We start from the raw sequence: 20,932 nt of genomic DNA, 5'->3' as shown, positions 1-20,932 counted from the left end.
CCCATGTGGGAGCGAGCCTGCTCGCGAAAGCGCTGGGTCAGTGTCATGTGTGTTGGCTGACACGACGCCTTCGCGAGCAGGCTCGCTCCCACAAGAGGCAGGAGCAAGGCATTCAGCGGTTACTTGGGATAACCAGCGCGCTTCATCTCGCGTTCCGTGGTCTGCTGCGCCGCCGCCAGCGCCTGATCCACCGTGGTCTGGCCGATCAGCGCCGCCGAGAACAGCTTGCCGACCTGGGTGCCGACTGCCTGGAATTCAGGAATGGTCACTAGTTGAATACCAATGTACGGCACCGGTTTCAGCGTCGGTTTGCTCGGGTCAGCGGCCTTCAGCGATTCCAGCGTCACTTTGGCAAACGGCGCGGCGCTCATGTAAGCATCGCTGTAGGTCGAAGCGCGGGTGCCCGGCGGCACGTTGGCGATGCCATCGGTCTTGGCAACCAGTTCGCCGTACTCTTTGGACGTGGCCCAGGCGCTGAAGGTTTTTGCTGCGTCCTTGGCCTTGGAGCTGGTCGGAATCGCCAGCGCCCACGAATACAGCCACGCCGAGCCTTTATCCGTGACTTGATGCGGAGCGAAGGTGAAACCGACGTGATCGGCGACCTTGCTCTGGGTCTTGTCGGTGACGAACGAACCAGCGACGCTGGCGTCGACCCAGATCGCGCATTTGCCGCTGTTGAACAGGGCGAGGTTTTCATTGAAACCGTTGCTGGATGCGCCCGGCGGGCCGGATTTCTTCATGGTGTTGACGTAGAAATTCAGCGCATTTTTCCATTCCGGGCCGCTGAATTCCGGTTTCCACTGCTCATCGAACCAGCGTGCGCCATAAGCATTGGCGACCGTGGTGACCAGCGCCATGTTCTCGCCCCAGCCGGCCTTGCCGCGCAGGCAGATGCCGTACTGCTCTTTGTCTTTGTGGGTGAGCTTTTCGGCAAACGCGGCGATCTCTTCCCAGGTCGGCCGCTCCGGCATGGTCAGCCCGGCTTCCTTGAACAGGTCGGTGCGGTAATAGGTGATCGAACTCTCAGCGTAAAACGGCAGCGCATACAGCGAACCCTTCACCGACAGGCCTTCGCGCACCGACGGAAAGACATCGTCGAGGGCGTAACTGGCCGGCAGGTCCTTCATCGGCTCCAGCCAACCCTTGCCGCCCCAGAGTGCGGCTTCGTACATGCCGATGGTCAACACGTCGAACTGGCCGCCCTGAGTGGCGATGTCGGTGGTCAGGCGCTGACGCAGGACGTTTTCTTCCAGCACCACCCAATTGAGCTTGATGTCCGGATGCTCGCTCTCGAAGGTTTTCGAGAGTTTCTGCATGCGGATCATGTCGCTGTTGTTGACGGTGGCGATGGTCAGGGTCTGGGCGCCAAGGCTGACGCTGCTGAGGGTCATGCAGGTGAGAGCGAGCAAAGCTTTTGCAGTGGGTTGCATCGTGCACTCCTTTTCTGACACCCGACGGGGCAGAAGGACAGTTATTGTTTTTGTGTCTTCCGAATGCAGGAAGAATCTGCGCTGATTACAGCCTTCCACGGCGGAGCTGACAAATCATCCCTAGCACTTTTGTTGATACTTTTTTGCACTGGGGTTTGGGCGGGGGAACGCAGGGAAGGGGTTTTGCGCGAGGGGGCGTTAGCGAATGCGTACAGATTTCGCCAGCCGGGGCACGGTTTTTTGTGGGAGCGAGCCTGCGCGCGAAGATGGTGTGTCAGCCACAGGATTTTTCAATGACAGACCGCTTTCGCGAGCAGGCTCGCTCCCACAGGTGGCGTGTCGTCAGAGATGGTTCTGTTCTGTCAGCCGTTGCACCGCCAGCCGTCGATAGTGCGACGGCGTCATGCCCTTGAGTTGCTGGAAGCGTCGATTGAAGTTGGAAATATTGTTGAAGCCCGACTCGAAGCACACCTCGGTCACCGGTTTGTCACCATCGGCCAGCAGCTCACAGGATTTGCTGATACGCAGGCGATTGACGAATTCGATGAAGTTGCGCCCGGTGGCCTGTTTGAATACCCGGCTGAAATAGGTCGGTGTCATGCCCAGGTGCTCGGCCACTTCTTCCAGTGAGATGTCCCGCGCGTAGTGGCTGAAGATGTAGTCGACCGCGCGGTTGGTGCGGTCGATGTTGTGTTCGTCGGCCAGTTGCGGCGTGGTGGCGCCGGACAACAACTGGAAGTCATCACTGGCCGCGAGCAATTCCATCAGGATGAAAAAATGCCCGAGGCGAGTGATGCCGGTGCTGTCGGCGATCCGCTGCATCAGTGTCATGGCCTGACGGATCGTGCGCTTGCAACGAAATTCGATGCCGTACTGCGCACGCTCAAGCAGTGGCGCCAGGGATTTCAGCTCAGCGAACACCTGGTGCCCGCTCTCGAACAATTCGTCGGTGAAGTTGACCAGCATGTCGCGCTTCTCCACCACTTCATCCTCGGCGACCTGGCTGATCCAGTTGTGCGGCAGGTTGGGACCGGTCAAAAACAAAGTCTCTGGATAGAAGTTGCCGATGTAATCGCCGATGAACACCTTGCCGGAGCTGGCCACGATCAGGTGCAACTCGTACTCTTTGTGGAAATGCCAGCGCACCAGCGGGCAGGGGAAGCCGTGCTGGCGGTAGATGATGGACAAACCGTTATGGTCGTCCATCAATTCGTAGGAAGGGTCGGTCACGCGAGCGGTTCGGGTCATGACGGGGCACTTTTTTATTATCGCTGCGCGATCATGCCTCGTTTTTTGCCATTTGTGCCACTTCCGACCGGCCGTCCTTGGTTACCGCTCAGTTGAGCTTGTCGCGTGCCTTTTGCAGGTTGGCCATTTGGCAGAAACGCACGATGTTGGAATTTTTGATGAAGTCGAAATTGATGATGTTGCACTTGCGCGCCCAATCGGATTTTTCCGGGTCGAACCACTCGTCAAGACTGTCGAGGATCCGCTGTGGGCCGCCGAGTGTGTAAGTGGTTGCCGACAGCGACCATGGGCGGAGCGTACTGACAGGTGTGCTCAGTACGTTGTCTATATAGCCATAAAGATCCGAGGTGCTGACCTGTGATTTGCCGATCCACTTGTGATTGATTGGTCTGTAGAAACGAAAGTCTTCGCTTTCCCAGGTCATCGGCGCGGCCACCATGATGCGTTGCAATGGATTGATGGCTTTGAGTTCGCCGATTGTCAGGTGCAGATTGTCGGTGGGAATAATCCGTTCCCCGAGGTGCTCCAGCAAAGCTGTTTTGAACTCCTCATGGTTGAATGGATCTGTAGCGTTGGAAAGTTCATGGAAGTCCAGAACGATAAACTCGTTCGGGCTTCTTTCATAAAACCCCTTAAGGTCCCTGATCAGGTCTTCAAGCGTTCGCGAAGAGTTGAATCCATTGTGATGGAAACGAAACTTCGCCAGTTGTTTCGCCTTGCTGTTGTAAACAAGGCGTACATCAAGTGCGCGAACGCCGCGATTCAACTGCGAATAAAACGAAACGTCCTGGCAGGCAAGCCAGTTTTTCCCGGGAATCAGGGCGTAAGACGCTTCCCAGTCACAACCGGCGTTATGCGCGCCGGGCAGGGTCATTTCAAATAACGAAAGATTATCGATTTGTGGTGAGTAAGCCATCCATTGATGGGTTGGTATATCGTCGAAGCTTTCCATGTTGCACATCCTGCGAAGTGGTTAGTAAGTTGCGCGCAGGATGTTTATAAGCATGTTCGTGTTATTGCGAAAGTTGGCTTTTAATGCAAGTCATGTAGTTGATGTAATCAGCGCTCTGTTGGATTCAACTGGTTTTTGGCTTCGATCCATTGAGCCATGTATTGAGTGCTTTTGAGTGTGTGATGTCGCAACATGGCGCCGGTGAAGTTGTCGTTTCTAAGTTGTGCCAAGTGTTGTCGGCAATCATCTATCCGGTTGATCAGGCGCGGGCCATGTACGCTGCGCTGATAACGCTGCTGCAAAAGTGCCGAAGCCTGAATATGCGCCTGCTGCCAGCGCGCTGGATCTTCGTACAGTTGCACGGCCTGTTCGGCGAAGGTGTTTGCGTCGAGGGCGACGGCTCCCGGCCACGGAGCGTCGCCGTGCATGGCTTCGGCGCCGATCGGTGTAGTCACGCTCGGCGTACCACAGAGCATGGCATCCACCAGTTTGCCCTTGATTCCCGCGCCAAAGCGCAATGGCGCAAGGCAGACTCGTGCTGCCGACATCACTTCAAGTGCATCTTCGGCCCAGTCCATGATGAGAAAGCCTTGGGCCGGGTTGTGCAGCGCCGTGGCTTTGGGCGGCGTATAGGCGCCATAGATATGCAGTTGCGCGCGAGGCAAGCGCGCGCGGATCAGCGGCCAGAGGGTGGTCTTCATCCAGAGCACGGCATCCCAGTTCGGCGCGTGACGGAAGTTGCCAATGCTGAGGAAATGCTCCCGCTCTTCGAAACCTGGCGGGGCGGTGTCCGGAAGATCAATCATCAACGGACACCAATGCAGGATTTGCCGAGGCAGGCCGAATTGCTCCACCAGCAGGTCGATCTCGACTTCGGAAATCATCAGGTTCAAGTCGCAGCGATACAGCGCAGCGATTTCCCGTTTGGCCAGATCGGTGCCGGCCATCAGCTGGAATTCTTCGTGCAATGCCGGTGCAAACAGCCCGGTGAAATCAGTCTGCTCGTCGTTGCTTTTCAGCCGGTCTTTCAGGCGCTGATGACGCGCATGCCGCAGGCTTTGCAGGTCGGAAGTTTCCAGGAGGCGCAGGGCGTCCGGGCAGTGTTTCTCCACCCGCCAGCCGAACTGTTCTTCCATCATGAACTGATCGAACAGCACGATATCTGGCGCCAACTCGCTGATGAACGTGTCGAAACTGCTGTTGTTGAGCTCGATCGATACTTCGCGAATGCCCAGCGCCGTCAGATCAGCCTTGTGTTCACCCGGGCCGGCCGGGCTGCTGAACGTGATGTCCCAGCCTTGATCGAGAAATGTCTCGAGGATCTGCATGACATGCCCGCTGGCCGCCGATGAGCGCGGTTCTGGCCAGACGTAGCCGATGACCAGAACTTTGGTGGTACGCGAATGGCTCACGACTGATCCTCTGACCCATGGAAGAAAAAAGGGCGCAATTAAACCACAGCGAAGTGATTGAAATGCACCCTGTCCACCGACCAGCCGTTTCAGCGTTTAAATGACCGGTTTGGCGAGGTTGAGCAGCAGCGGCCCTTGTAGAAACTTGCCTGCAGCGGTGTTGCGCACGGCATCGTCGATGGTCTTCACATTGAAGCTCAATATGGCCGGACGCGTTTGTGCTTGATCGAGCAGCGATACCGCAAGCATGTATGACTCAGCGTTGGCCAGCGCCGGATGGTCCTGGACCAGTTTCGGCAGACTGGTTTTTACCTGGTTGAACTCGACGAATCCCGGTCGGTGCGCCAGAGCGTGATGTGGATTGATCAGGTTGTCCGGATGCGCCTTGCGCGCGTCCCGAGCCAGTTCCAGCAGTCCGACCGCATCGAACTCCGCCTGATGCAACTCCGGGTAGACCTTGCCGTAGTACAGGTCGAGGGTGTCCGGGCCACCGTGGGACATTTCGTGAATCAGCACGTCGGCGACGCTGCCGTCGTCGTAGCGCGACAACTTGTAAAACTCATCGAGATTGTCCGGGTAGATCGACAGAAACCGGCCTGCGGACTCATCGATTTTTTCGCCGGTGCGCAGCGCTGTCTGCCAACGCTTATAGGCCGGTGGCGAAAGCGAGGCGATCACGCCGGGTTGATGCGGGCGGAACGTCACATTGCTGAAGCTGATCGACTCGAGATCCTTGCGCATCGCGCTGAGATGTTTCGACACGTGCTGTGCCACTTCATCGGAATCGTTACCGAACACATGCTTGAGCACCGCGCGAATGTCGTCGTTGGAAGACGGTTGCGACAGCGCGTTGATGGAGTTGTCCAGCTTGGTCCGGGCGCGGGGAATGGCTTTTTTCAGATAACCGCGGGTGTAACTGAATGGCTTGAAGCGGCCGAACAGGCGCTTCAACGGGGCGAAGTTACCCAGGTCGAGCAGTTTCAGGCGCGGGCCCCAGGCACCGCCGGTGCGGATGCTCAGCGCGTGCCAGTCCTGGTTGCGTTCCAGCACTGCGATGTCGATCGCCTCGCCAAGCGCGTCGGCGCCTCGCCAGGTCGCCTGACGCACATCGCCGGTGTGGGAGAGCCTGAGCCAGTCCCGACTCTCGACACCATGGATCAACCTTTTCAATTGCACGCTGGCGGTGTGCGCGGTGTCGAGCGCGGTTTCACCGGCAAAGACCACGCCGCGTTTGACCAGACGAAAACCTTTGCGGGCGAGGGTGGGCAATCCGTCGAGCGGGTTGATCAGCGACACGGCCGCTCGGGCCACGGCTTTGGCGACTTTCAGCAGTTTTAGGGTGGTCGACCCGGTCTTGGCGATGATGCTCGCTGCCGACGCGCCAAGACCGACCAGCAGGCCGATGACTGACAGGCCATCCAGAATGCAGCCACCAATGCCTTCGGCGACACGGTCGGTGCGTCCGGAACGAATGTCTTCAATGCACTGTTTGAACGGCACGATGACGTTGATTGCCAGGTTCTCGACGATCTCCCTGGTGTCGCGCCATTCTTCCAGGCCGTTGCGCACATCCAGTGCGGCATACAACTCTTCGCGGCGGGCGACAGGATGGTTGTCCAGTACGCATTGGGCGATCTCATCCAGTTGCGCAGAAAAGAACAGCGGAACCGCGCGCACATCAGTCTCTTGCAGTTGCAACTGCCAGAGCTTCTCCACCACTACTTTGGAAGTCATGCCCTGGCGTGGTTCGCTGCCTTCGCGGTAGGCGGCGTAATCGAGGGGCCACTCGCTGGCTTTGTTCTTGTCCTGAAAATCGTACTTGCTGCCAGTGTATGAAAGGGTCGGCCGTTGATGAATGAGACCGGTGTCTTGCAGCTTGAGCGCCAGATCCGGACGCTCGTAGCAGACGCCGCGCAGCGTGAACAGTTCGTAAGCACGCAGCCGATCACCGTTGTCGCAGCAAAGAATGATCCCGTAACGCCCATTGGCCTCATCTCGCTGGATTTGCGTTTCTTGCTGCGGATTCAGTGGATTGACTTCCTTCCTGACGGTGTAGAAGGTCATTTGGCCGCTGGTCAAGGCCTGACGATCATGCTCTGGCATCTGCGTGATCGCCATTTTGATCAGGGACGATAGACCCTCGCGCACGTTCCGGTAGTAACGGTCAAACGCCTGATCAAACAGTTGCGCCGGCGATGGCAGTTCGGCCAGGCGGGTGAAGGCATCGGCCGGGGGGTGGAAGTTGTCGCGGGTCTTGAATTTGTCCGAAAGTTGTCCGTCTTCAACCAGATCGCCGGAAAGATACAGATCGAGAATCGACAGGCGTAAGCGCAACAGGCCGTTGATCGCGTATTGGTTGTTGTCAGTGGCGCTGGCGAGGAAATTCCAGAACTCGGTAAGAATCCCCGCCGGATGCGCAGCCTTCAACCCTTCGAGCCAGCTACGTTCGCCGAAACTGTCCAGGTACTTTATTTCGAAGGCCGGCTGTTCGAGATAGGCGCCGGCGGGCATCACTTGCTCCAGCGCACGCAAAGCGATTTTGCGCCGGTCCGGTGGCGCGGTGGACAAGCCTGTTTCAGACTGGGCCAGAGCCTCCATGTAACGCGAGAAATACGCGCTGGCCTTGATCACCGTGGTCTTGTCGTAGTCTTTGTCGCTGCGGTAAGGGATGACTCCGTTGAGTACCGCCCAGTCCACCACCGCCGGGATCGCCGCCGCTTCGTACAACTTGTCGAGCTCACCGGAAACCGGGGTCAGCTCGGAAAACGCCTTGAGTTGTGCAAACGTCATTGCACGCGAGCTGCCAGGTGCGGCGTGCTCGACCACGGCAGCGCTCTGGCGTGCAGTTACCCAGCCTGGCTTGTCCAGCGTGAGCCCGGGCGGGATCTGGTCGATCAGCAACTCCGGTGCTGCACCCGCGATCAATAGATGCGCTGCCAGTGGCGCGTTGTGCGCTTCGCTCAGGCCCAGATCAACCAGATGCTGTTCGAACAGGACGCGTACTTCGGCAGCGCTGAGTGTGGAATTCGCCGGTTGATAGAAGTCATAGCCGGCGACAAGAGGCTGATCGGAGCGCAATTGCATGTCGATGATCAGCGCAGCGATGACTAACTCATTGACCTGGCGTTCGCGCACGTCCGCGTTATTGGCTTCCAGATGCCAGCCAAGGCGTGCATGCAGGGTTTCTCCCAGGGCGCGAGCGGTTTTTCGCCTCAGGAAGTTGTGCAGGAACTTGTCCGCGTTGTCGCGTATGTCCTGTGCCGGAATCAGGTTGAAGTTGGCGAACGCCAGTACCTGCAACAGGCTTGTCGCACCTTGGGTCAGCTCATGCACTGTCTGGGTTATGACTTTGCGGTCCGCTATCGATAGATGAAACGGTGACGACTCATCGGCGTGGAGCAATTCGTGGTAGTCGCCCAAGGCGGGTGGCTCGGGCAGTTCGAAGGCCAGCCATTCAATCAGTGCCCGGGTTTCGGCTATGTTCGTCGGCACGTCATAACCGTTGAACTTCAACCATTGCACTATGCCAATCACTTGGCCGGAATAAACGACGCCGCCGATGTTCTTCGCCAAATCGGCGAGCATATCGAGTTCTTCGGAAAACACCGAAACTTCAGCATTATCCAGTGCAATACTGAAACGATGGGATTCGAACTCTGAGTCATAAACAACGAGAACTCCGGCGTTGGTATCCACTGCTAGTTGAATATCAGCTGAAAAAGAATGGTTGCGTAACAGCTGCGCAAACTCCGGGGTTGCAATTAAATTTTTCAAGGCATTGCGTGCTGGTTCACAGCGTTCGTCAAAACTGCTGCCGATGACCCGGGGTATGAAGCGATCTTGCACATTGAATACAGTGGCGACCGGCAGCGAGGCGCTTGCCGAGTAACTGTCGGCCGAGACTTCAAACTCAGTTGCCTTAAGGGCTTCGGCAAGTGACTGAACAATAAGCGCGCGTTCCTGTTTGTCGGAAGCGGAGCAATCGACGGCGGCAGGCACGTCGGAAGAAATGAACTGCATGGGCTCTATCCTGAATGAGTATCGAAAGTTCCCTGGCTGATTTTCGTTATTTATTAACGCGGCCAAAGATTATTCAGGATAGAGCTGGCAGGTTAAGCAATGGCAGTGTTAGTTAGTTGCTGATTATTTTCGGATGTGACAAGTTGCATCCGCGACGGGCATTTATCAGGTTTAGTTCAGAATGCCTTTAACTTTGTCGCGCAATTGATCGATGGAGAAGGGCTTGCCGATGACATGCATGTCGCTGGGCACGTCAATATTCTCGGCATAGCCGCTGGCGAACAGGATGGGCAGAGCAGGGCGCAGTTTACGGGCTTCGCCTGCGAGTTCGCGACCATCCATGCCTGGAAGGCCAACGTCCGTCATCATCAGATCAATCTGCTGGCTCTGGTCCTGAAGAAAAGCCAAGGCTTGCTCGCTGCCATCAGCCTCCACAACCTTGTAGTCCAACTCTTCCAGTACATCGACGATAAGCATGCGCACGATGGAGTCGTCTTCAACGACCAGGATAGTGGATGGAGTGGCAGACATGGCAGGACTCTCAAAAATTGAAATCGGGGGATACCGGGCAAGCGAATTTGCCGGACTCTTGCATGAGTAAGTGGCGCATAGCCACAAGTTCCCGAGCTGATACAAAAAAGAACAGGTCAGTGCGGTGAGGCAAGGATAACCGTTGGCGTCGTCCAATGCGCAGGTGTGCGTAGGAAAATGCCATCATTTGTGTGAGAAAAATGGATCCATGGCGGGGTTTTGGGGCAAACTCTCGGGTTTTCAACAGTTCGACAAGGCTGCCCCATGTCCTCTCCGTCCTCGGTTGATGAACAACGGTTCCGCAAACTTCTGAGTCGCAACGTCAGCCTGCCGCTGGGCGTTGGCGTGCTCAGCGCCGTGTTCTTCGTCTCGCTGATCACTTATTTGCTGTCGGTCATCCAATGGGTCGAGCACACCGACCGGGTGATCAATAACGCCAATGAAGCGGTGAAGCTCACCGTTGATCTGGAAACCGGCATGCGCGGCTATCTGCTCAGCGGTGACGAGCACTTTCTCGACCCGTACGAAGTTGCCAAGCCGCGTATCGAGGTCGCTCTCAATACGTTGCTGGAGCTGACCGCCGATAATCCGGTGCAGACCGATCGCCTGCGCCGTTTGCAAGCCTTGCAGGTGGAGTGGGCCAATTACGCGCAGTCTATGATCGATCTGCAGCGCAGCAGTGGCGACTATCGCGGTGCGGTCAAGGCCGGGCGGGGCAAGCGCCTGACCGATGAAATCCGCAAGCAATTCGAGGACGTCATCGAGACCGAGCAGGTGCTGCGCGCCACGCGCAATGAGGATGTGCGCCGCACGACGATCTGGAGCATCACCCTTTACCTGATCTTCATCGTTGGCATCAGCGGTTTGCTGGCCTACATCGGCCGCCGTGATCTGCTAAACCTGTCGACCAACTACAGCGCCAACCTCGCCGCCCAACTGGCCAGCGCCGAACGCCTGGAGAAACAGGCGTGGCTGCGCAACGGCCAGACGCAACTGGCCGAGCAGGTGTTGGGTCAACTGACGCTGAACCTGCTGGGGCGCAACATTCTGCAATTCTGCGCGCAATACCTTGGCACTGCCGTCGCTGCGCTTTATGTGCGTGAAGAACATGGCGGCCTCAAGCGTGTGGCGACTTATGGTTTCTCCCGCGAGCAGGAAGAGCTGAACCAGACGATTTACAGCGGTGAAGGCATCGTCGGCCAAGTCGCAGAACAAGCACGCCTGATCCGTCTCGACGCGGTCCCTGGCGACTATTTCAAAGTCAGCTCCGGCCTCGGTGCAGGCCTGCCGCACAGTGTGCTGGTGGTGCCGACCAGCGATGACGACCGCGTCAACGGCGTAATCGAGTTGGGCTTCCTGCGTCCGCTGTCCGAGCGCGACATCGAATTGCTGGAGCTGATTGCCGGCAACATCGGCACCTCGATCGAGGCGGCGCGCTACCGTCAACGCTTGCAGGAAGTGCTCGCCGAAACCCAGCAGCTCAATGAAGAGCTGCAAGTGCAGCAGGAAGAGCTGAAGACTGCCAACGAAGAGCTGGAAGAACAGTCGCGGATTCTCAAGGAATCCCAGGCGCATCTGGAAACCCAGCAAGTGGAGCTGGAGCAGACCAACGAGCAGTTGGCCGAACAGCGCGATGCGATGGACAAGAAAAACACCGAGCTGAATCAGGCGCAGATTCAACTCGAAGAGCGTGCCGAAGAGCTGCAACGCTCGAGCAAGTACAAGTCCGAATTCCTCGCCAACATGTCCCACGAACTGCGCACGCCGCTCAACAGTTCGCTGATTCTGGCCAAGCTGCTGGCGGAAAACCCGCAGCAGAATCTGTCGGCGGAACAGGTCAAGTTTGCCGAATCGATCTATTCGGCCGGCAACGATCTGCTCAACCTGATCAACGACATCCTCGACATTTCCAAGGTCGAGGCCGGCAAGCTTGAAGTGATTGCCGAAAACACCCGCGTCGATCGTCTGGTCGATGGCTTGCGCTCGATGTTCGAACCGCTTGCTGCCGACAAGCACCTTGCTTTCACTGTCGAGGTCCAGCCGGACGCTCCCGGCTTACTGTTCACCGACCGGCAGCGTCTGGAGCAGGTGATCAAAAATCTTCTGTCCAACGCGATCAAGTTCACCGAGCACGGCGCCGTCAGCCTGAGCATCACCGCGCAGCCGAATGATCACATCGCTTTCAGCGTCAAGGATTCCGGGATTGGTATCGCAGCCGATCAGCAGGAAAGTATTTTCGAAGCGTTCCGTCAGGCGGATGGCACCACCAACCGCAAGTACGGCGGTACCGGCCTGGGCCTTTCAATCTCGCGGGATCTGGCAACGTTGCTGGGCGGCTCGATCAGCGTCGACAGCGTACCGGGGCAGGGCAGCACGTTCACGCTGCTGTTGCCGCGTCAGTATCACGAATTCGGTGATACGCCGGCCGCGCCGCTGACCTTTCATGCAGCGCCTGCTGTGGCTACACCAACGGCCGTTGCGGCACCGGTGGCGTCAGCGATTCCGGCTGTCATCCCGCGCTTCGCCGACGATCGCGACAAGGCGCCGTTCGCCACCCGCTGCATTCTGGTGGTGGAGGACGAGCCGAACTTCGCGCACATCCTGTATGACCTGGCACATGAGTTGGGTTATCAGTGTCTGGTCGCCCACGGTGCCGATGAAGGTTACGACCTGGCCCGCGAATTCGTGCCGGATGCGATCCTGCTCGACATGCGCCTGCCGGATCATTCCGGTCTGACCGTGCTGCAACGCCTGAAAGAACGCGCCGAAACCCGGCACATTCCGGTGCACGTGATTTCCGTGGAAGACCGCGTCGAAGCCGCTATGCACATGGGCGCCATCGGCTACGCCGTGAAGCCGACCACCCGCGAAGAGCTCAAGGACGTCTTCGCTCGTCTGGAAGCCAAGCTGACGCAGAAGGTCAAGCGCGTGCTGCTGGTCGAAGACGACGATCTGCAACGCGAAAGCATCGCGCGGCTGATCGGCGACGAAGACATTGAAATCACTGCAGTCGGCCTGGCCCAGGACGCGCTGGAACTGCTGCGCACGACCATCTACGACTGCATGGTCATCGACCTCAAGCTGCCGGACATGCTCGGCAACGATTTGCTCAAGCGCATGTCCACCGAGGACATCTGCTCGTTCCCGCCGGTCATTGTCTACACCGGCCGCAATCTGACTCGCGATGAAGAGGCCGAGCTGCGCAAGTATTCACGCTCGATCATCATCAAGGGCGCGCGCTCCCCGGAGCGGTTGCTCGACGAGGTCACACTCTTTCTGCACAAAGTCGAATCGCAGCTGTCGCATGAACGGCAGAAGATGCTCAAGACCGCGCGCAGCCGCGACAAGGTCTTTGAAGGTCGCAAAGTGCTGCTGGTGGACGACGATGTGCGCAACATCTTCGCCCTGACCAGTGCACTGGAACACAAAGGCGCAGTCGTGGTGATCGGCCGTAATGGCCGCGAAGCGATTGAGAAACTTCATGAAGTCGAGGACATCGACCTGGTGCTGATGGACGTGATGATGCCGGAAATGGATGGCTTCGAAGCCACCATGGAAATCCGCAAGGATCCGCGCTGGCGCAAGCTGCCGATCATCGCGGTAACGGCCAAGGCCATGAAGGACGATCAGGAGCGCTGCCTGCAAGCGGGCGCCAACGATTACCTGGCCAAGCCCATCGACCTTGATCGTCTGTTCTCGCTGATACGTGTGTGGTTACCGAAAATGGAACGCATCTAGTGGAACGCAGCAGTTCAGCCGAGCGCAACAGCGAAATCGAATTACGCTTGTTGATCGAGGCGATTTACCTGAAGTACAGCTATGACTTTCGCGACTACTCCGGCGCTTCGATCAAGCGCCGGGTGCAGCACGCGCTGAGTCAGTTCGAGTGCGCGACCATCTCGGCCCTGCAAGAAAAAGTCCTGCACGACCCGACGGCGTTCATGCAGCTGCTGCAACTGCTGACGATCCCGGTCAGCGAGATGTTCCGTGATCCTTCGCACTTCCTGGCGATCCGCAACGAAGTGGTGCCGCTGCTGCGCACCTATCCGTCGCTGAAAATCTGGATTGCCGGCTGCAGCACGGGCGAGGAGGTCTATTCGATGGCGATTCTGCTGCGCGAAGAAGGCCTGCTCGACCGCACGATCATCTACGCCACCGACATCAACCCGCGCTCGCTGGAGAAGGCCAAGCAAGGGATTTTCTCCATGGAAAACGTCCGCGCCTACACTGCCAACTATCAGCAGGCCGGCGGTCAGCGTTCGTTTGCCGATTACTACACCGCAGCCTACGGCTACGCGATTTTCGACAAGAGCCTGTGCGAGAACGTGACGTTCGCCGACCACAGCCTGGCCACCGATAGCGTGTTCTCCGAAACCCAGTTGATTTCCTGCCGCAATGTGCTGATCTACTTCAACAAGAAGCTGCAGGACCGGGCATTCGGGCTGTTCCATGAATCACTGTCGCATCGCGGCTTTCTGGTGTTGGGCAGCAAGGAAACCCTGGATTTTTCCAACTATTCGAATCAGTTCGAGGCGTTGGTCAAACAAGAACGGATCTACCGCAAATCATGAACGACACCCCGAGCCTGCCTCGCATCGAGGCTGTCGTGATCGGCGCCTCCGCAGGCGGTGTCGAGGCGTTGCTGACCCTGCTCGGGCCGTTGCGCAAAGGCTATGTGCTGCCGATCATCATCGTTCTGCATCTGCCGGAAGAACGCCGCAGTCATCTGGCCGAAGTGTTCTCCCGGCGCCTGGCGATGCCGGTCAAGGAAGCTGAAGACAAGCAGGACATTGAAGCCGGCACGGTGTATTTCGCCACGCCCGGTTATCACTTGTCGGTCGAAGCGGATCGCAGCTTGTCACTGAGCCTGGAGGACCGCGTACATCATTCGCGGCCGTCTATTGATTACCTGTTTGAATCCGCCGCTGACGTTTACGGCGAGACACTCGCCGCTGTCCTGCTGACCGGCGCCAATCACGATGGCGCGCGCGGGCTCGCTTACGTCAAGCGTGGCGCCGGCCTGACCATTGTTCAAGACCCCGAGGATGCACAAGTCGCCACCATGCCCCAGGCTGCACTGAACGTTCTGCAGCCGGATCATGTCCTACCCATTCACGGCATCGGCCGTCTGCTAGTCGAGCTGGAACGAATCGCATGCTGAGTAATATCCAAGCCAAACTGTTGATCGTTGACGATCTGCCAGAAAACCTGCTGGCGCTGGAAGCGCTGATCAAGCGCGAGGATCGCACGGTCTACAAGGCTCTGTCGGCGGACGAAGCACTGTCGCTGTTGCTGCAGCACGAATTCGCCATGGCCATTCTCGACGTGCAGATGCCCGGCATGAACGGCTTCGAACTCGCCGAGCTGATGCGCGGTACAGAGAAGACCAAGAACATCCCGATCATCTTTGTCAGCGCTGCCGGCCGAGAACTCAACTACGCGTTCAAAGGCTATGAAAGCGGTGCGGTGGACTTCCTGCACAAGCCGCTGGATATCCATGCGGTGAAGAGCAAGGTCAACGTTTTCGTCGATCTGTATCGCCAGAGCAAGGCGATGAAGCAGCAGGTCGAGGCGTTGGAGCAGGCCCGGCGTGAGCAGGAAGCGCTGCTGCAACAGCTGCAAAGCACCCAGCTGGAGCTGGAACAAGCGGTGCGCATGCGTGATGACTTCATGTCCATCGTCGCCCACGAGGTGCGTACGCCGCTCAATGGCCTGATCCTCGAAACCCAGCTGCGCAAGATGCACTTGGCCCGGGACAACGCCTCAGCGTTCACCCTCGACAAGATGCAGGCGATGGTCGACCGCGATGAGCGGCAGATCAAAAGCCTGATTCGCCTGATCGAAGACATGCTCGATGTCTCGCGAATCCGCACCGGCAAACTATCGATCCGACCGAGTCGTTTCGATCTGGTGCAACTGGTCAGCAATCTCCTGCAGAATTTTGCCTCGCAAATGGAAGCGGCAGAAACCAGCGTTTCCTTCGAGGCATCGGCGCCGGTAGAAGGTTGCTGGGACGAGTTCCGCATCGAGCAAGTGGTGTCCAATCTGCTGACCAATGCCTTGCGTTACGGTGGTCGCAGCCCGATTCAGGTGCGCGTCTATCGCGAAGATGACGAGGCCCGGGTCGAGGTACAAGACCACGGCATCGGCATCAGCGCCGAGAACCAGAAGCGTATTTTTCAGCAGTTCGAACGGGTGTCCGCCAAGACGGTGGTGGCCGGGCTCGGGCTGGGTCTGTTCATTTCCGAGCAGATCGTCGCCGCCCATGGCGGCTCCATCGTCGTCGAGAGTGAAATCAACGAGGGCGCCCTGTTTCGCGTTTGTCTGCCAATCCAGGAAAACGGCATATCCGACGCAACCTCTGAGTGACCACACGGTCGTATCAGCAGCTATTGACCGAACAAAGGCTTCCCATGAGCGTAGATGCGCAAGATGTAGTACTCGTCGTCGAAGACGAACCGGTTATCTTGATGGTCCTGACAGATTACCTGTCAGGGCAGGGCTATCGCGTGTTGCAAGCGGAAAATGGCGAGCAGGCTTTCGAGATCCTCGCCAGCAAACCTCATCTCGACATACTGATTACCGATTTCCGCCTGCCGGGCGGTATCTCCGGCGTGCAGATTGCCGAGCCAGCGGTGAAATTGCGACCGGACCTCAAAGTGATTTTCATCAGCGGCTACCCGCAGGAAATCCGTGAGACCGGCAGCCCGATTACTAACAGGGCACCGATCCTGGAAAAACCGTTCGATCTGGATGTGTTGCAGGAAAAGATTCAGGAGTTGCTGGCCTGATTGTCATGCAGGAGCTGCCGAGCCTTCGGCAGCTCCTGCATGAGAATCAGCTATTGATCATCTCGCGCACCTTGGCGGTGAGCAGATCAAAGGTGAAGGGCTTGGTGATCATCTGCATTCCCGAGTCGAGGAAGCCACCGCGCACCGCCGCGTGCTCGGCATAACCGGTGATGAACAACACTTTCAGACCTGGGCGATATTGCCGACCAACCTCCGCCAGTTGACGACCGTTCATCCCCGGCAGACCAACGTCGCTGATCAGCAAATCGATGCGTTGCGTCGAATTTAGAATCGGCATGGCGCCGTCGGCATCACCGGCCTCGACGAACGCGTAACCCAACTCACTGAGCACGGCGCTGACCAATACGCGCACCGCAGGGTCGTCTTCAACGATGAGTACGGTTTCGCCATCCATCGCATACGGAGCCTGCTGCGAATCCGAGACGGGAATTTCCACTTCTTCACCACGGAAACGCGGCAGATAGAGTTTTACCGTGGTGCCTTCATCGATTTCACTGTCGATCGACACATGCCCGCGCGACTGCTTGCTGAAACCATAGATCATCGACAGTCCGAGGCCGGTGCCCTGGCCGATCGGCTTGGTGGTGAAAAACGGATCGAACGCACGGCTGACCACGCTCTGGGGCATGCCGCTGCCATTGTCAGTGACGCTGAGCATCACGTAATCGCCTGGCTCCAGATTGCTGTACGCAGCCGTGAATTCGCGATGCAGCACCTGATTGCTGGTTTCCACCACCAGCTTGCCACCCTCGGGCATCGCATCACGGGCATTGATCACCAGGTTGAGCAGGGCGCTTTCCAGTTGATTGGGATCGGCCTCGGCAACCCAGAGATTGTCGTCCAGGCGCATTTCCAGATGAATGCTTTCATTGAGGCTGCGTTGCAGCAGCTCGCCCATCGACAGCACCAGCGTGTTCATTTGCACGGCTTTCGGGTCGAGTGACTGACGGCGCGAGAACGCCAGCAGACGGTGAGTCAGGCCGGCGGCGCGGTTCGCTGACGTCACACCTAGATCGATCAGGCTGTCGAGGTCTTCCGTGCGGCCTCGGGCCAGACGTCGACGCAGCAATTCAAGACTGCCGATGATGCCAGTGAGCATGTTGTTGAAGTCGTGAGCGATGCCGCCAGTGAGTTGGCCGACCGCTTCCATTTTCTGCGATTGGCGCAGGGCTTCTTCGTTGTGGCGAAGTTGTGCGGTGCGTTCTTCGACTTGCTGTTCGAGGGTTTCCAGAGTCGATTGCAGGCGTCGTTCGCTTTCACTCAGGTCGATCAGCCGATCGCGCGCTTCATATTGTCGTCGTCGCCCACGCAGGGCGGCGGAGACCAGGCTGACCAGCGTCGCGGGATGGAAGGGGCGCTCGAGAAACGTCACGTTGCCCAGCAGGGTGCTGAGGCGCGACGGCGGCCCTTGTTCATCGCCGCCATGATGAGTCAGCAGGACAATTGGCATGTCCGACCACGCGGGCTGCTGGTCAAGGTAGGCGATTAGCCCTTCCAGTTCAGGTCCGCGCAGCGCTTCAGCAGCAATCAGCAGCAGTCCGGCACCGACCTCCAGCTCGGTGCATAAAGCGCCGAGATTCGGCGCCACCATGCCGCCGTAGCCGGCTTCGTTGAGGATCATCAACGCGATCTGGCTGTCGCGACCCATAGGCGCCAGCACCAGCACCCGCTCGGCCAACGGCGTGTTGACCGTCACAAGCTTTCATCCTCAAGCAATGGATTGCTCGCTCCCATGTAAGTCGGCACGCCACGCAGCACGCCCTGGAAGGATTCCAGCGGTTGGCCGATGGTCATGCCATGCGAGGAGATCCGGTATTCACGGATGGTCGACTCGTGGTTGCCGGTACGTTTCTTGATAATCGAGATCGCCCGGCGGACTTTGCCGAGGGCTTCGAAGTAGCGCAACAGAATCACCGTGTCGGCCAGGTAAGTGATATCGACCGGCGCCTGCATATCGCCCACCAGACCGTGCTGGGCGACCGTCATGAAAGTCGCCGCGCCTTTGCGGTTCAGGTACAGCAACAGCTCGTGCATGTGCAGCACCAGCGCGTTTTCTTCCGGCATCGCCGCTTGATAGCCGTTGATGCTGTCGATTACCACGGTTTTGATACCCAGCTCATCGACGCAACGGCGCACGCGATGGGACAACTCACCGGGAGACAATTCGGCGGCGTCTACTTGTTCGATCAGCAGATTACCGGTGGCCTGCAAGGCTTTGAGGTCGATACCGAGATGACGCATGCGTTCGAACAGCAGGCCCAGCTCTTCATCGAAAATGAACAGCGCGGCTTTTTCGCCTCGAGCCACCGCTGCGGCGGCGAAGATCATTGAGATCAGCGATTTACCGGTACCGGCCGGGCCGAGAATCAGCGTGCTTGAGCCGGTCTCGATGCCGCCGCCGAGCAGGGCGTCCATTTGCGGGATGCCGCTGGACAGCTGCAGACGTGGGTAGTCGCCGCGATGTTCCGCCGCTACCAAGCGTGGAAAAACATGGACGCCGTCGCCCATGATGGTGAAGTCGTGGAAACCGCCACGGTATTTCTGCCCGCGATACTTGACCACTCGAACGCGCCGACGCTCAGCGCCGTAGCTCGGTGTCAGCTCTTCAAGACGAATCACGCCGTGGGCGACACTGTGCACGGTCTTGTCGAGGGACTCGGTGGTCAGGTCGTCGAGCAGCAGGACGGTGGCGTCGTAGCGCACGAAGTAATGCTTGATCGCCAGAATCTGCCGACGATAGCGCAACGAGCTCTGCGCCAACAGACGGATCTCCGAAAGACTGTCGAGCACTACGCGGGTCGGTTTGAAGCGTTCGACCACTTCGAAAATCTGCCTGGTCGCCTCACCCAGTTCAAGGTCCGAGGAATACAGCAGACTTTGCTGGTGTTCGGCATTGAGCAGGCTTTCCGGCGGTGTCAGCTCGAAGATCTTGATGTTTTCGTTCAGCTCCCAGCCGTGGGAGAGCGCACCTTGACGCAGTTCTTTCTCGGTTTCCGAGAGAGTGATGTACAGGCAGCGTTCCCCGGCCAGCGCACCGGCGCGCAGGAAATGCAACGCCACGGTGGTTTTGCCGGTCCCGGGTTCCCCCTCGAGCAAAAACACATGGCCGCGAGACAAGCCACCGGCAAGGATGTCATCCAGACCCACAATGCCGACGGCGGCCTTTGCACTGATCAACTCGTTTGATGTAGTCAAAAAACGCCCTCTTATGACTAGGGTAATCCGGCGGCTGGCTAGAGTGAGCCGCCTGAGTAACTTGACCTCACGGCGTGTTCACGGTTCCGCTTTTTCTTGGACGGGCGGCCAATTGAGTCCGCCCTGACTGGATTAAAGACCTTGTTGCAGGGCCGGGTCGTCCGGATTCAGCTGCTCCAGTTGCGCCAACAGGATCTGCACATTCTGCAGTTGGCCGCTTTCCTTCCAGTAGTTGATCAGCAACACCCGCGCCTTGCGGTCGGCGGGGTGGCGCTGGACGATTTCCTGCAGCTGTTTTTGCGCCGCTTCCAGTTCTTCCGCGCTGTGCAGAGTGGTGGCGAGGTCGTAGCGATAATCCTTGTTGTCCGGCTCCAGTTCTACCGCTTTGGACAGGCCGAGCAGGGCGTATTCGCGCTGGCCGTGGTGCAGCAGCCACAGGCCGAGGGCATGTTGCAGATAGGCGGAAGCAGGCTGCGCCTTGAGTTGACGTGCGAGCAACTGGCGAGCGGCATCGCTCTGGCCCTGGCGGTCGAGCACATCGATCTGCATGACCAGCGCTGGCAGGTTGCCCGGTTCCAGACGCAAGGTATTGTCCAACGCCTGTTGGGCCTGTTTGTATTCGGCGTTGTGGATATAGAGACGGGCCAGTTGCGCGTAGTTGGCGGCGCTTTCCGGCTGGCTTTCCAAGGTCTGTTGCCAGCCGTCGATGGCCTGCTGTAGCGGTGCGAAATACAGACCGAGCTCGTCCGGGGCCAGGCCGAGCAGGGCGTTGATCGCGGCAAAACGGACAGTTTGTTCTTCATCATCGAGCAACGGTCCGAGCAGCAGACTGCGTTGCCCGCCGGGCACCAGACCGACGATGCTTTTGATCGCTGCGACGCGCACTTGCGGTGCTTCGTGATGCAGGTCGATGTCAGCCAGTTTCAAGGCCTGCGGGCTGGGGTAGTTGGGCAGCTCGCCGTGCAGCCAGACCCGGCGTTTGACCGAGATGTCCGGGCGGCCCAATTGCTGGTACAACTGGCGCGCCGCTCCGGGTTCACCAGTGCGCGCGGCGTTCAGCGCTTCGCTGTAGCCATGTTTGATAGCATCGGGGATGGTCGGTGTGCTGCTGCGCCATGACAGCCAGACGACGCCGAGGATCAGTACGAGGCCTAGGCCGATCAGCAGGTTGCGGCGGGACTGAGTCATGCGGGGTTTCCGAAAGCTTCGAACTTGAGCAGAGCGGCAAGCTTCGTTCAGCTTGGCGCGTGAGTCAAACCGTTGCCAGCGAATCGTCCTACAACACGTGTCGACTGTGAAATCCGTCAGGCTTTTGCTGGAATGTCTACGCTT

Annotated in this window: 14 protein-coding genes; 5 read left to right on the top strand and 9 right to left on the bottom strand. The window is 58.3% G+C overall.

All coding sequences use genetic code 11. The annotated features are described in order from the left end of the window. Positions 1–119 precede the first annotated feature (119 nt). The 6 genes from NF676_RS14675 to NF676_RS14650 all read right to left on the bottom strand — a co-directional run bounded on the left by NF676_RS14675 (position 120) and on the right by NF676_RS14650 (position 9,593). Positions 120–1,430: an ABC transporter substrate-binding protein gene (locus NF676_RS14675; RefSeq protein ID WP_252886282.1), complete on the bottom strand. Its 1,311-nt coding sequence runs from the start codon at positions 1,428–1,430 to the stop codon at positions 120–122. Positions 1,431–1,772: 342 nt separating this feature from the next. Next, on the bottom strand, positions 1,773–2,678 hold the full coding sequence (locus NF676_RS14670; protein WP_056789758.1) for an AraC family transcriptional regulator: 906 nt from the start codon (positions 2,676–2,678) through the stop codon (positions 1,773–1,775). Between the two features lie 88 nt (positions 2,679–2,766). After that, positions 2,767–3,630, bottom strand: coding sequence for a PI-PLC domain-containing protein (locus NF676_RS14665; protein ID WP_252886281.1), 864 nt, complete (start codon positions 3,628–3,630; stop codon positions 2,767–2,769). Between the two features lie 107 nt (positions 3,631–3,737). Continuing rightward, positions 3,738–5,042, bottom strand: a complete 1,305-nt coding sequence (locus NF676_RS14660; protein WP_252886280.1) for a glycosyltransferase — start codon at positions 5,040–5,042, stop codon at positions 3,738–3,740. 96 nt (positions 5,043–5,138) lie between these two features. After that, positions 5,139–9,062: a M35 family metalloendopeptidase gene (locus tag NF676_RS14655; RefSeq protein ID WP_252886279.1), complete on the bottom strand. Its 3,924-nt coding sequence runs from the start codon at positions 9,060–9,062 to the stop codon at positions 5,139–5,141. 171 nt (positions 9,063–9,233) lie between these two features. Then, positions 9,234–9,593, bottom strand: a complete 360-nt coding sequence (locus NF676_RS14650; protein ID WP_252886278.1) for a response regulator — start codon at positions 9,591–9,593, stop codon at positions 9,234–9,236. A gap of 264 nt (positions 9,594–9,857) precedes the next feature. On the opposite strand from NF676_RS14650, the gene NF676_RS14645 reads away from it, so the two are divergent. From NF676_RS14645 to NF676_RS14625, 5 genes are read left to right on the top strand one after another with little or no spacing between them, the layout of a single operon-like run. Continuing rightward, a complete protein-coding gene (locus NF676_RS14645) occupies positions 9,858–13,331 on the top strand; it encodes a response regulator (RefSeq protein ID WP_252886277.1) in 3,474 nt (1,157 codons plus the stop codon). Next, positions 13,331–14,164 (top strand): CheR family methyltransferase, encoded by an 834-nt coding sequence (locus tag NF676_RS14640; RefSeq protein WP_016774863.1) that lies wholly within the window; start codon positions 13,331–13,333, stop codon positions 14,162–14,164. Before NF676_RS14645 ends, NF676_RS14640 begins: the two co-directional genes overlap by 1 nt. After that, the gene (locus NF676_RS14635) at positions 14,161–14,754 is read left to right on the top strand and encodes a chemotaxis protein CheB (protein ID WP_252886276.1); all 594 of its coding nucleotides are present in this window, start codon (positions 14,161–14,163) and stop codon (positions 14,752–14,754) included. Before NF676_RS14640 ends, NF676_RS14635 begins: the two co-directional genes overlap by 4 nt. Further along, entirely contained in the window at positions 14,748–15,962 is a 1,215-nt protein-coding gene (locus tag NF676_RS14630; RefSeq protein ID WP_041480260.1) for a hybrid sensor histidine kinase/response regulator, read from the top strand. The genes NF676_RS14635 and NF676_RS14630 overlap by 7 nt, the downstream gene beginning before the upstream one ends. 44 nt (positions 15,963–16,006) lie before the next feature. Further along, the gene (locus NF676_RS14625; protein ID WP_041480262.1) at positions 16,007–16,384 is read left to right on the top strand and encodes a response regulator; all 378 of its coding nucleotides are present in this window, start codon (positions 16,007–16,009) and stop codon (positions 16,382–16,384) included. 46 nt (positions 16,385–16,430) lie between these two features. Here NF676_RS14625 and NF676_RS14620 read toward each other — a convergent pair whose 3' ends face one another. The 3 genes from NF676_RS14620 to NF676_RS14610 form a co-directional block, all read right to left on the bottom strand. Next, entirely contained in the window at positions 16,431–18,101 is a 1,671-nt protein-coding gene (locus tag NF676_RS14620; RefSeq protein ID WP_150740916.1) for an ATP-binding protein, read from the bottom strand. After that, entirely contained in the window at positions 18,098–19,600 is a 1,503-nt protein-coding gene (locus tag NF676_RS14615) for an ATPase domain-containing protein (protein ID WP_056789781.1), read from the bottom strand. The genes NF676_RS14620 and NF676_RS14615 overlap by 4 nt, the downstream gene beginning before the upstream one ends. A 132-nt stretch (positions 19,601–19,732) precedes the next feature. Beyond that, positions 19,733–20,788, bottom strand: coding sequence for a tetratricopeptide repeat protein (locus NF676_RS14610; protein ID WP_252886275.1), 1,056 nt, complete (start codon positions 20,786–20,788; stop codon positions 19,733–19,735). Positions 20,789–20,932: the final 144 nt, after the last annotated feature.

The organism is Pseudomonas siliginis (assembly GCF_024072275.1).
Classification (GTDB): Bacteria; Pseudomonadota; Gammaproteobacteria; order Pseudomonadales; family Pseudomonadaceae; genus Aquipseudomonas; species Aquipseudomonas siliginis.
Note: the sequence above shows the minus strand (reverse complement) of the source record. Positions and strands in the feature narration are given on the sequence as shown.

Bases quoted from the DNA above. Each gene is read 5' to 3' on its own strand.
- NF676_RS14675 (WP_252886282.1), bottom strand. From the start codon at position 1,430: ATGCAACCCACTGCAAAAGCTTTGCTCGCTCTCACCTGCATGACCCTC.
- NF676_RS14670 (WP_056789758.1), bottom strand. From the start codon at position 2,678: ATGACCCGAACCGCTCGCGTGACCGACCCTTCCTACGAATTGATGGAC.
- NF676_RS14665 (WP_252886281.1), bottom strand. From the start codon at position 3,630: ATGGAAAGCTTCGACGATATACCAACCCATCAATGGATGGCTTACTCA.
- NF676_RS14655 (WP_252886279.1), bottom strand. From the start codon at position 9,062: ATGCAGTTCATTTCTTCCGACGTGCCTGCCGCCGTCGATTGCTCCGCT.
- NF676_RS14650 (WP_252886278.1), bottom strand. From the start codon at position 9,593: ATGTCTGCCACTCCATCCACTATCCTGGTCGTTGAAGACGACTCCATC.
- NF676_RS14645 (WP_252886277.1), top strand. From the start codon at position 9,858: ATGTCCTCTCCGTCCTCGGTTGATGAACAACGGTTCCGCAAACTTCTG.
- NF676_RS14635 (WP_252886276.1), top strand. From the start codon at position 14,161: ATGAACGACACCCCGAGCCTGCCTCGCATCGAGGCTGTCGTGATCGGC.
- NF676_RS14630 (WP_041480260.1), top strand. From the start codon at position 14,748: ATGCTGAGTAATATCCAAGCCAAACTGTTGATCGTTGACGATCTGCCA.
- NF676_RS14625 (WP_041480262.1), top strand. From the start codon at position 16,007: ATGAGCGTAGATGCGCAAGATGTAGTACTCGTCGTCGAAGACGAACCG.
- NF676_RS14610 (WP_252886275.1), bottom strand. From the start codon at position 20,788: ATGACTCAGTCCCGCCGCAACCTGCTGATCGGCCTAGGCCTCGTACTG.